This window comes from Paenibacillus anseongensis, from assembly GCF_009757995.1.
In the GTDB taxonomy this organism is placed as follows: Bacteria; Bacillota; Bacilli; order Paenibacillales; family NBRC-103111; genus Paenibacillus_E; species Paenibacillus_E chondroitinus.
This window is the reverse complement of record NZ_WSEM01000028.1, coordinates 46,166-58,294: the sequence shown is the minus strand read 5'-3', so window position 1 is coordinate 58,294 and position 12,129 is coordinate 46,166. Positions and strand designations below refer to the sequence as shown.

At 48.4% G+C, this 12,129-nt stretch carries 10 protein-coding genes; 3 read left to right on the top strand and 7 right to left on the bottom strand.

Annotated features, from left to right (window positions below):
- The first annotated feature begins 52 nt into the window (after positions 1 to 52).
- From GON05_RS28405 to GON05_RS28395, 3 genes are all read left to right on the top strand, one after another.
- Positions 53 to 1,036 carry an ABC transporter substrate-binding protein gene (locus GON05_RS28405; RefSeq protein ID WP_157323962.1) on the top strand — a complete coding sequence of 328 codons (984 nt, stop codon included), beginning with the start codon at positions 53 to 55 and terminating at the stop codon, positions 1,034 to 1,036.
- Between the two features lie 79 nt (positions 1,037 to 1,115).
- Entirely contained in the window at positions 1,116 to 2,147 is a 1,032-nt protein-coding gene (locus tag GON05_RS28400; protein WP_181646541.1) for a FecCD family ABC transporter permease, read from the top strand.
- Entirely contained in the window at positions 2,144 to 3,184 is a 1,041-nt protein-coding gene (locus GON05_RS28395; RefSeq protein WP_157323960.1) for a FecCD family ABC transporter permease, read from the top strand. Before GON05_RS28400 ends, GON05_RS28395 begins: the two co-directional genes overlap by 4 nt.
- Before the next feature lie 410 nt (positions 3,185 to 3,594).
- Here GON05_RS28395 and GON05_RS28390 read toward each other — a convergent pair whose 3' ends face one another.
- From GON05_RS28390 to GON05_RS28360, 7 genes are all read right to left on the bottom strand, one after another.
- Positions 3,595 to 3,897 carry a hypothetical protein gene (locus GON05_RS28390; RefSeq protein WP_157323959.1) on the bottom strand — a complete coding sequence of 101 codons (303 nt, stop codon included), beginning with the start codon at positions 3,895 to 3,897 and terminating at the stop codon, positions 3,595 to 3,597.
- Positions 3,898 to 4,023: 126 nt separating this feature from the next.
- A complete protein-coding gene (locus GON05_RS28385; RefSeq protein ID WP_157323957.1) occupies positions 4,024 to 5,445 on the bottom strand; it encodes a sulfatase family protein in 1,422 nt (473 codons plus the stop codon).
- A gap of 23 nt (positions 5,446 to 5,468) precedes the next feature.
- Entirely contained in the window at positions 5,469 to 7,007 is a 1,539-nt protein-coding gene (locus GON05_RS28380) for an extracellular solute-binding protein (protein WP_157323955.1), read from the bottom strand.
- Positions 7,008 to 7,050: 43 nt separating this feature from the next.
- On the bottom strand, positions 7,051 to 7,917 hold the full coding sequence (locus tag GON05_RS28375) for a carbohydrate ABC transporter permease (RefSeq protein ID WP_157323953.1): 867 nt from the start codon (positions 7,915 to 7,917) through the stop codon (positions 7,051 to 7,053).
- An 11-nt stretch (positions 7,918 to 7,928) separates the two neighbouring features.
- Entirely contained in the window at positions 7,929 to 8,879 is a 951-nt protein-coding gene (locus GON05_RS28370; protein ID WP_220138878.1) for an ABC transporter permease, read from the bottom strand.
- A 163-nt stretch (positions 8,880 to 9,042) separates the two neighbouring features.
- Complete coding sequence (locus GON05_RS28365) at positions 9,043 to 11,340, bottom strand: helix-turn-helix domain-containing protein (RefSeq protein WP_157323951.1); 2,298 nt, start codon at positions 11,338 to 11,340, stop codon at positions 9,043 to 9,045.
- Positions 11,341 to 11,546: 206 nt separating this feature from the next.
- Positions 11,547 to 12,107, bottom strand: coding sequence for a CcdC protein domain-containing protein (locus tag GON05_RS28360; RefSeq protein ID WP_157323949.1), 561 nt, complete (start codon positions 12,105 to 12,107; stop codon positions 11,547 to 11,549).
- Positions 12,108 to 12,129 lie beyond the last annotated feature (22 nt).

Here is a 12,129-nt window from a genome sequence, read left to right as displayed (position 1 = left end):
GAATGAGAATCAATATCATTGATCGAATATATATGTAGGGGGATCAACAAAAATGGTAAGGCAAAAAAAAGCAACACTAGTACTGGCTGCAATGCTTTCAATGGCAGCTATATTTACAGGCTGTCAGCCAAAACAGGAAGCGGCTCCGGCAGCCGCACAGACGCAAGCGCCGGCACAGGCGACTGCGGACGCGAATAGCGTCAGAGTGATCAAGCACGCGATGGGCACGACGGAAATCAAAGGAACGCCTAAAAAAGTTGTGACTTTGTTCCAAGGGGCGACAGATGCTGCTTTGGCTTTAGGCGTGAAGCCGGTTGGAGCGGTTGAGGCGTGGATCGAGCAGCCTTGGTACAACTACATCAAGGACAAAATGGACGGCGTTACGAACCTGGGGTCGGAAAATCAGCCGAACCTGGAGAAATTGGTTGCTTTGCAGCCGGACCTTATTATCGGAAGTAAATTCCGTGATGAAAAAATTTATGAGCAATTAAAAGCTATTGCACCAACGGTAATGACGGAAGACGTGTATTTCTGGAAAGACTCGTTGAAATTGACAGCTGAAGCGACGAATACGAAGGATGCTGAAACTAAGTTTTTGGCTGACTGGAATAAAAAAGTAACGGATTTTAAAGCAAAGATGGGAGATAAGCTGAAACTGGAAGCCGGCATCGTTGACTTCCGTGTGGATCATGCCCGTATCGTGTACACAGGGTTCTCGGCATCTGTCTTGGAGGAACTTGGGATTACACGTCCTGCCAACCAACGGGGTAAAGAGTGGGGTATTCAACTGCAATCCAAAGAGAATATCACACAGATGGATGCAGACATCATTTTTGACCAAACGGCAAATCGTACGGATGGACGCCTGGAGTTAAGAAAAACTTGGAGTGACTCCCCGCTGTGGAAAAACTTGAGAGCTGTTAAAGCGAGTAAAGTATTCGAAGTGAATGCAGCAACGTGGAATAACGGTTCCGGCCCGTTGGCAGCAACTCTAATGATTGATGATCTTTATAAATTCTATGGTGTGACGAAATAATTGGAATTTCGAGGCTGTTGACCTTTATGTCAACGGCCTTCCCTTAATTTTACAGTGAATTTAGAAGAGGAGGATCCCTGTGAGACCATTATTGCACCAGACACCTTATAAAGCGCTGGGTTTGGTGTTTGGGATAATTATTTTTGTACTATCCTTTGTGCTAAGTGTTGTGCTTGGTTCATCGCATACAAGTGTTGCATCGGTTGTGCAGTCATTAATTCATTACGATGTGAATTCGAACGAGCAAGTGATCATTCGAACGACCCGGATTCCCCGGGCTCTATTCGCTACAATGGTTGGAGGGAACTTGGCCATTGCAGGTGCGCTCATGCAGGCGCTGACACGGAATCCGTTAGCGTCCCCGAGCATTTTTGGCATTAATGCAGGGGCCGTATCTTTTGTCGTCATCGCGATTACATTTCTCCCACTTACTTCAATTGACCAATTGATTTGGGTAGCGTTCGCTGGTGCTGGTATTGCTGCTTTCGCTGTATATTTCCTCGGTTCTCTAGGACGAGAGGGACTTACGCCGATTAAAATTGTATTGGCCGGTTCTGCCATGACCGCACTGTTCAGTTCGTTTACGCAAGGGATGTTGGTCGTTCGTGAGGCTACCTTGCAGAATGTCATGTTTTGGTTAGCAGGGGCTGTGGCGGGCAAAAATCTGGATACGTTGATTCCGGTGCTGCCCTATATGCTAGTTGCCGCCGTTACAGCGCTGGTGATGGCACATCCTGTTAATATCCTTGCTTCGGGTGACGATGTTGCCAAGGGTTTGGGCCAGAAGCTTGGACTAGTTAAAGTGACGGTAGCCATAACCGTAATCCTGTTAGCAGGCAGCTCGGTGGCTGTCGCCGGTTCGATCGGTTTCGTCGGTCTTGTGATACCGCATATTGCCCGGTTTGTTGTTGGCCTCGATTATCGTTGGGTGATTCCATATTGTGCTGTTTTGGGGGCTATTTTGCTTCTTTTGGCTGATCTTGTTGCCCGATTTGTCATTATGCCGGGAGAAGTACCGCTTGGCGTTATGACGGCTTTGATCGGCGTACCTTTTTTCATCTATACCGCTAGAAAAGGGCTGCGCTCGAAAGGAGGGACGTCATCGTCATGAGTCGGTTAGTCGTGTACCGAAGTAAAACCGGCAGGTTTTCTTTTCTTTTTCATAGGAGGACACTCCTTGTTATATCTGGTCTGACATTGCTGACAATCGTGTTGTTCTTGATTAGTACGGGGCTTGGCAGCAATTTCATAACACCGCAGGATGTGTTGAAAACGATCTTTGGACAAAGCACTCCGCAACATGAATTAGTGATCGGAACGCTAAGGCTTCCACGGATTATTGTGGCCATCCTCGTGGGCGCTTCGCTGGGTGTTGCTGGATCGATTCTTCAGGGAATGATTCGTAATCCGCTTGCCTCGCCTGATATTATTGGTGTAACTGGAGGGGGCACGTTAGCGGCAGTTACGTTCATTACTTATTTTGCAGGCACTGTCAGCATTCATTGGCTGCCTGTAGCTGCTTTTGTGGGGGCTGGCTTCGTGTCCCTGATCATTTATTTATTGGCGTGGCATAAAGGGATTACACCCACGAGGCTGGTTCTGATCGGGATCGGAATTTCGGCGGCGACCAGTTCCTTAACGATGTTAATGATCGTGCTCAGCCCGATGAATTCAGCGACCAAAGCGTATACATGGCTGACTGGGAGCGTCTACGGCACATCTTGGGACAACGTGTATACCTTGCTGCCTTGGGTGATTGTGTTCATTCCATTGGCGCTCTATTTTGCCAGGCATATTAACTTACAGGAGATGGGAGATGACCTGGCTGCAGGGCTGGGAGCCACCGTTCAGCTGCATCGCTTTTTCTTGCTTTTCATCAGCGTGGCGCTGGCGGGTTCGGCGGTGGCGGTTGCCGGTGCGATTGGCTTCGTAGGATTAATTGCGCCGCATATTGCTAAAAAGCTGGTTGCACCCTCGTATGGGGGATTAATTCCCGTATCAGCGCTGATTGGAAGCCTGATGGTCTTGATCTCCGATACAGTGGCGAGAACGGCGTTTCCTCCACTGGATATTCCGGCCGGCGTGTTTACCGCAGCTATTGGCGCTCCGTTTTTTATTTTTCTGCTGTATCGGAATCGGAATCGATGAGGAGGTAGGTGGGAAGAGCCTGCTGCAACTGGCCAGATGAAAAAGATGGAAAAGCTACCGCTAATCTGTGCTGCTCAGCGGCCGTGGAAGAAATAGATGTAGAAACTCCATCTAAATCGCCGATAGTTGGCCAATATCAGGTAGTTTCGGCGAAATTAGTGGCAGAAACTCCCGCTATGAGCATAAAAGTGGGTTTATTGCGATAAATAGCAGGAGTAATCGGCGTTATTGAGAAGCCATTCATAGAAATCTAGCAAAAAGCCCCAAAATGTCCGCGTACAGCGAGAATTTTGAGGCTTTTTGCTAGATTAGAAGCAGCCGAACAAAAGGGAACGGACACGGGGATTTCCCCGAGTCCATTCCCTTTTTAGGAGATAGGAAGCTGCGCTCCACGCATCCTCGGCACGTATTCAGCACGCAGGTGGCTGCGCTTGAAGAGTGTTGCGGCTGCAATCTATATACATCGGGTAAACAACTTCTCTTTTTTGGACGGAAGATAAAGACAGTGGCAATGTCTCCTCTGAGCCTCCGAAATCCGCAAGCCCCTCAAATACCTCAATGACCTTCGGAGGTTTTTCACTGCTTTCATTCCCGTGTTGACTCTGATAGGAGAACCTCATCGCTTTGTCCTTTATGAGCACATCTACAAACATGCAGAACATGATACCTACAACGAACACACCCATTATAATGAATTCCAAATCTCTCATCATGGTTGTCCTCCTATGAATCATTTTTCATAGGTTAACGTACTTTGGATAAAATGTCGCTCGAATGTCGGTGTCGTATTCTAGCTTATTTTAACGACAAGGCTCAATTGCCCTCATTTGTCCTGTTTCTTACTCAAAATAGGCTTTTTTCCCTTTACCATGAACGCCGGCTAACCCGATTTGCCCGAATCCGGTTACCCCTTCACGGGCGCCGTCAATCATGGGATCGACGTAGCGGGCAAACCAGGCTTCCAGTTCGCCTCTCATTGCGACGCTCTGCTCTTGCGTCCCTGGCAGGTCGATCAGATTATGCCTTTCATCGGGATCCTCAGCCAAATGGTACAGCTCATGCGGACCGTATGGGTAGCGGTGCACATATTTCCAGTCGGTCGTCCGAATCATGCGCACAGGACCGTACTCGTCATAAATGACAACCTGCTCACGCATAGGAGCCGATTCGCCCAGGAGGAGGGAGTGGAAGCTTGATCCAGGAAGCTTTATGGTGTTCGGTTGCTCACAGCCCACATAAGCAAGCAGCGTAGGCATGAAATCGTACCCGCTTACGAGATTATCGCAAACTTGCCCTTGAGGAATGATGCCCGGCTGGCTAAAAATGGCCGGTACTTTGACAGAAGTATCGAACATGTTCTGCGGGAACGTCCCGTTTCCTTTTCCCCATATGCCGTGATGGCCGCAGTTGAAGCCGTTGTCCCCCATATAAATAATCAGGGTATCTTTGCGAATGTCCATGCTGTCCAGCTTATCTACGATCCGGCCGATATTCGTATCCATCGCGGTCACAGCGGCAAAGTAGCCTTTCAAATTCTCCCGTTGGTCGTCTGACCATGGCGCTGTTTTGATCGACCATGGATGCTTGGGCTCCTGCGGACAAGTTTCGAACTTGCAGTTATCGTAAGAATCGACAATGTCCTGAGGATGATTATCGATCCATGGACTGTGAGGCGCCGTGTAGTGGACGCTTAAGTAAAACGGCTTGCTGCCGTCCTGCCGATCCAAGAAGGAAAGCGCATCGTCCGTGATGACGTCGGTCAGATAGCCAGGCTCATTCACCAGCTCGCCGTTGCGAATCATCGGGGCATCGTAATAATTGCTGCCGCCGCTTTGGTGCGCATACCAGTGCGTGAAGCCTTTTTGCGGTGTGATGCTGTCTCCCAAATGCCATTTGCCGCTTAGTCCGCAAACGTAACCGGCACCAGCCAACACATCGGTGTACGCCATCTGCCCCTGCAAATATTGGATAGCGGAGTCACCTACATTGCCATCCCGGATCCAATCGTGTACACCATGCTGGGACGGAATGCGCCCAGTCATCAGCGAAGCGCGTGCCGGCGAGCAGACCGGTGAGGTGCAAAAAAAGCTGGAGAACCTCATCCCTTGGTCTGCAAGACGATCCAGATTAGGTGTGCGGATCTCATGATTGCCTGCACAGCCCATAGCCCACGCCCCATGGTCGTCCGATAAGATGACTATAATGTTAGGCTGCTCATTTCGGTTTGCATGCGTCGATTCCTGCTTTTGATCGGTACTCATCGTCGTTCATTCGCCTCCATCACTTATTTTTTTTGTCCCAAATAAGCTTTATTGACAGCTTCCAGCACCTTGTCGCCGCCTTGTTCCCGCCACTTCTTGGACAGTTCGACCAGCCCGCTGTCGATATCTTTCTTGCCCGTAATCATATCCAAATAATATTGATTGGCCAGTTCATTAATGACACTGCCTCGTTCAATTTCTTCCGGAGTTGTCGTGTTGACCAAATTCGGAACCATATATTTGGAGGCAATCTCTACGGATTGTTTAGCCCTGTCCGCTTGAGGCTCGGTTTGCGGCAAGTAGGTTTCCGTCAGCGGCCAAACGACACTACCCCAGGCAAGCGGATGAGACCATCCGTTCGAAGCAAAGTTATCTTTTGCCCGTTCTTCTTCATTGTAAGTAATTTTATCGCCTTGTTTGGTATAATGGACGCCTTCGATCCCTAGCTCCAGCAAATCACGGCCTTCTTTGGAGAGCATGAATTCAATGAATTTCGCCGCTTTTTCAGGATTTTTCGCACTTTTCGTAATCGCCGTGAATAGGCCGCTCTTCGGGGCTTGCGCCAGACCCCGTTTTCCATCCGGACCAGCAGGCGGAGCCATAAACCCAAGCTTGCCGTTAGGATTTACTTTTTGCAAACTCGTTTCCAGTCGACTCACATGCCGGTAAAGAGCAGGGGCCATGAATCCGACTTTGCTTTGATAAAACTTCTGCTCGCGCTGTTGCGTGTCGTTGAGCAAAAATTCGGGATCGATCAGTTTCTCGCTCCACAATTTGTGAATATACTGAACACCTTGCTTAAATGCGGGATGCTCAAAAATGGGAATGACTTTCCCGCCGTTATCTAGCGCCCAGTCGGAGTAAGGCAAACCATAGGCATAAAACACGAAGTTGAAGGAACTGTTAAACCCGTTACTCTTAACTCCCGTTAGGCCATAGGTGTCCGCTTTGCCGTTTTTGTCCGGATCTTGCGTAGCAATGGCTTTCATAGTTTGATAAAAGTCATCCAGCGTCTCAGGCGGTTTCAGCCCAAGCGTTTGCAGCCAATCCGCTCGGTAGGCAAGCGTTTGATTGGCACGTTCGAGTTCGACGAATGGATAGCCGTAATACTTTCCATCAACAGCCGTTCCCTTGAAATTGGCTTCAATTTTCGCTTTGGCGGTCGGCATAACAGGGAAATAGTCGTTAAGCGGGACGAGCAAACCCTCACTGATCCATTGGCTTACGGATGCCGAAGGATAGTTAATCGTTACGACATCCGGCATATCGCCCGAAGCCATGGCTACGCTGATTTTCTCATATCCGCCCTCTGGAACGGTTCTGACTTCGAGATCAATGCCTAGTCGCTTATTAATTTCAGCAATAATGCGGTCCCCAGGCTGAATCGACTTGGCGGCCGCATCGCCCGATGTCAGAAACACCAGCTTTGTGGGCTGCCCGGTTTTTGCGCTGCCCTCGGCCAGGTTCGCATTGTCCGTTTTAGTAGAACAACCTGCCGTTGTTAATGCAAGTATTGAAGCTAATGCAAAACTTACCCATTTTGTCTGTAATTGCATTCGCATGTTCGTTCCTCCTCATTTTCCTATACTTAAATTACGATTCTTGCTACTCCTTAACAGCTCCAAGCGTAACCCCTTGCACGAAATAACGTTGAAAGAAGGGATAGATAAGAATAACAGGAATGACGGATATCATAATCGTCGCCATTTTGACGGATGGACCGAGAAGGAAAGGGCTGTCCCCTCCCGATTGGAAAGCGGCCTCGTTATCAATCAGCATGGAGCGCAGGAAGAGCTGTAAAGGCCATATTTTTTTATCCGTAATGTACATGACTGCCGTGAAAAATTCGTTCCACCTGGACACCGAGTAGAAGAGGGCGATCGTCGCCAGCGCCGGCATGGAAAGGGGGACGACCACCCTTAGCAAAATGCCGAAATCATTACATCCGTCTAGCTTAGCGGACTCTTCCAAGCTCTCAGGTATGGAGCTGAAAAAGCTGCGCATAATGATCAGGTTATAGGTTGTAATGGCTGTTGGAACCATCATGGCCCATACGGTGTTCATCATGCCAAGCTGTTTAATGACCAAGTAAGTCGGAATAATACCACCGCTGAACATCATCGTAAAAATGATCAAGAACATGACCGTTCTGCCGCCAGGAAGCTGCTTTTTGGAGAGAGCATAGGCGGCCATTGTCGTTGCGATCATGCTGATGACTGTACCCAGGACGGTTATGAAAATGCTAATCCCGTAAGACGTCCATAGTTGCTCCAGACTAAGCATGTATTGATAAGCCTCGAATGTCACACTCTTTGGAATTAGATGCAAACTCGAAGTCACACTCTCTTGCATCGGCGTAATCGAAACAATCAGCGAATCCCAGAACGGATATACCGTCAGTAACGCCAATAGAGCAAGGAGCGCGTAATTGAGCGAGTCGAAGATTTTGCTTCCTAAGCTGCTGTTAGGCATAGCTATCCCTCCTAATACACACCCTGCTCGCCGAGCGCTCTGGACAACCAGTTGGCGACGACAAGCAGCGTGAAGTTGATAGCGGATTTGAACAGGCCGACTGCGGCAGCTAGGCTGTAGCGCCCTTCGGTGAGCCCGATTCGGTAAACATAAGTGTCGATGATATCGGCTACGCGATAGACGCCAGGATGATACAAGACGAATATTTGCTCAAATCCTGCCTCCATTAAGCTGCCGATCCGCAGGATGAACAAGATGATAATCGTACTGCGGATGCCCGGCAGTGTAATGTGCCAGATTCGCCGCCACCGATTCGCCCCGTCCATCACGGCGGCTTCATACAGCTGCGGGTTTAGACCTGCCAAGGCAGCCATGTAAATGATCGTATTCCAGCCGAACTCCTTCCAGATCATCGAACCTACCAATGTACTGCGAAAAATACGCTCATCGGTTAAGAAGCCGATCGGTTCCCCGGATAACGAACGGACGGCATTGTTAACGGCGCCCTGATCTGTAGAAAGCAAGCTGATCAAGAGTCCGCCCATAATGACCCAAGAAATGAAGTGAGGCAAGTAGATAATGGTTTGAACCGTCCGCTTGAACATGATTTTACGGGCTTCATTTAGTAGAATTGCGACGATAAGCGGCAGCGGAAACCCAAAAACGAGTCTGTACAAGCTGATTACAATCGTATTCCAGAACACTTGCCAAAATTTTTCTAATTCGAATAAATACGTGAAGTGCTGGAATCCGACCCATGGACTGCCTATAATGCCTTTGGTGATGCTGAACTGCTTGAAAGCAATAAGCGCCCCGTACATCGGTATGTAATGAAACACCGTATAATAGATAAGCGCAGGCACCAACATGGCATACAAATAACGGTTGGCCAGTAAACGTTTCCAAAAAGTCGGTTTACGAAGCTGCCGTTTGCGTGCAATTGTCGTCATTGGCACTGACATAGCTTTCTTCCCCCTCTCTTCTCATGCATTTGTGACTGCACTTTCATCATAAAAAGGAGGGGGAGGTCGGGCAAGAATCAATACCATTGAATGGATTCAATTTTCGTTTTTGATGAAGTATCAGATTTTCATTTTAGTATCAATTGTTGCCTTTTATCTCATTTTACCCCTTAATCCGCTGCACGGATCGCTGATTCCGATATTCGGAAGGCGTTAAACCGCAGTATTTTTTAAATGTACGGATCAAATTTTGCTTCTGTCCGAATCCGGTCGCTTCCGCAATTTCGTTAATCGTTAAATACGTTTGTTCAAGCAAACGGCAAGCTTCGTTGTAACGTGTTTCGGTCAAATAATCGAGGAAATTTTTCCCGGTCACTTCTTTGAACAATTTGGACACGTACTGGCTGTTCATCAATGCCATATCCGCGAGCGTCTGCAAGCTGATCGGCTCCCGGTAATTGTGCTTGGTATACTCGACCAGCTTCTCGACGACGTCTTGATGCTTGACTTCACGTTTTCCTTCCAATCTTCCAGCGATGTCGCGTATCACGAGATCAAGGTCGACGCGAACTTGCTCCAAGCTGTTCTTTTTGCTGAATGCCAAAATTAAGTCCGGACTGCCGTCTTCTTCATCTCCACAAAGCTCAATACGAACGGTCATAAGCGCATGAAGAAGCTGCGTTAACATAATATCTTTATAGGGAAAGCCAACCAATTCATCGCTCGCAAGCCGTTCGATCAGCTCGTCCTTGAGCTGCAGCGCCTTATCCGTGTTCCACGTTTTGAGCTCATGAATCAGCTTGTCCACGAGCTGCCTGCAGGCGGTGAAGCGACTGCGGTCCACATGGTTGGTCTGATAGTCTGAAATGCTTAGAATGCTGCCTTTGCCGGCAATCCGTTCGTACAGCAAAGCATCCAAAGCTTCGTTATACGATAGGGAGATCTCACTTAACTTCTCATACTTTCCGCCGATACCTACGGTAACTGCCGTTCCATGCAGCTCAACAGCCACCCGGTTCCGCAACCGAATCGCCAGCTCCTTCGCATGATGGTAGGCGGATTGAGGGCCTCCCCAATGACCGGCGTTCATAATAAGTACATCACGGCTGTGGAACTGGCTGACGTACAGCCCTTTCCCACAAGCTGCGATGAGTTCTTCACTGATGGCGCGCACCTGAAAATGCAGTAAATTTAGCGCCTGCTCCTCAGGCCCTGCCGGAATATCGGCTTCCACATGGATGCGAAGCACAAGCACAATGAAATGAGTGTGATCTAAATCGAGCTCATAGTACTGCATTTGGCGCATTAACTCGTCGTCATTCGTCTTGCCCGACAGCAGGCTGAGTACGACATGATCCCGAATGACGAGTTCTTGACCGCGAAATTTTTCTTTAAATGCTTCTTTTTCGACATAAAGCCTGTTGACCGAATCGCCGATATAGCTGAACTCATCTCGGTCGTGCATTTTGGAGAAAGGCTTGTCCAGCAGCGTTGAAATCATGTGAACCGTTTTTCTTACAGGCTTGTAATATCGGATGGATACGATAATCATCATTAGCATTCCCAGCGAAAAAGCGATATAGGAAATCAGGAGCGTCACGCGGATGACTTCGTGGGATTTCTTGAATACTTCTGCTGACGGATTCAGAGTCAAATAAATCCAGCCGTTGGCATCCGAGGTCAAAAAGGATACAAGGGTATCCTGCCCATTGATCTTCTCCGTGAACGAGCCTTCCTTCTCACGCTGAATCCGCTGGATGTCCGCTTGATTGAACCGGCTGAGCAGCATGCTTTTATCCTTATACGAGAGCACTTCGCCCTCCTGGTTTAAAATGGCTACATTCCCGAGCTTGCGGTTATTCGAATTAACGACGGCGCTGTACAGCACATCCTCTTTCAAATTCATAAGGATCGCGCCTTTCTTCTGGATGCCCCAGATGGGGACGGAGAAAAGGAACGTCATGACGTTGACGGAATGATCGCCTTCTTCCAGATGCACAGCTTGCCAATCGTAAATATGTTTGCTTTCCATAAATTGCTGCACCCCTTGCTTGTATGAAAACTGCTGCAAGTCGGTGATGCCGGAGGAGGAGATCAACTTTTGATTTTGGGCGCTGTACAAATAGATGGAGTCCAGGTACGTGGAGGAATTAATCCGTTCGGTGAGGAGATCTTCGGTATTTTTCAGAAATCGGTACTCCTCCTCCAAATCCCATGAAAGCCATACTGTTTTCTGCAGATCGGAGTGCAAGGCAAGCGAAGCCGCTGATTGCTTCACTTCTCCAAGTGCCTGCTCGACCATTTTCTTCGATTGCCCGAGCAATTCCTGATTATGGAGGAGCACTTCTTCTCTCAGCATCGAATCTGTATATCGGTATACGAGCGTACCGACCAAGAGCGTAATCAACACGACGGAAATGGTTAAATGCAGCAAAAGACGTATAAAGATAGTACGTTTCATAGTTTCCCCCTAGAACGCCGGACTTCCGACCCTTTTTATGTAAGCGCTTTATAAAAAAGCAATTCGAAACGACTAAGCCAATAAGAAGCAGTATATCTATGAAGGATACCACAAAATTCATCGGCATAGATGTTTAGCGGCATTTAAAATAAGACAACCCTCAGGAAATCTGAGCAATTTCAGACCTTGAGGGTTGTTATGTCTTCTTATTTGACTGTATGGGCGGAGCTTTCACTGCTAGAAGTATTGGAAAGCGTCGCGTCTGAATCCAATTTGGTCTCTTCCCGCAGCAGATAGCCGAAAAACAGGATGTAATAGGAGACGATGATGAAGAATACGCCGGCTGTCACGGGATCTTTTGTAAATTGTGTCGGATCAGCGGGATTCATGCTGGAGGGGTTCGGAGAAAGCGCGATGAAAGCCACGCGATAAATAATCCGGCCAAGAAATAGCACGAGAACAGCAATCTCAATCCATAGATGAGTGCGGTAATACCAGCCGTCGGCCCGGTGCTCGAAGCGGGTGTGGCGAATGGCGGTAAGTCCTAATCCCACGCCGGCAGCAAGTCCGATCAAATAGCCGATGAAATGGATCGGATGAACGAAGCCCAGCAGGAAAATGGCGATTCCGAGGATGCTGAACAGCGTGAGCCGAAATTTGAGCCGACCCTTGGCAAGCTTTTGAAAACCAATGGTGCGTTTGGTTCGGCGATAAATGAAAAAACAGATCAAAACAGCAGGTATGGCGTAGTGCATCCAATCTTGCATGGGTGTTCCTCCAATCGATTTT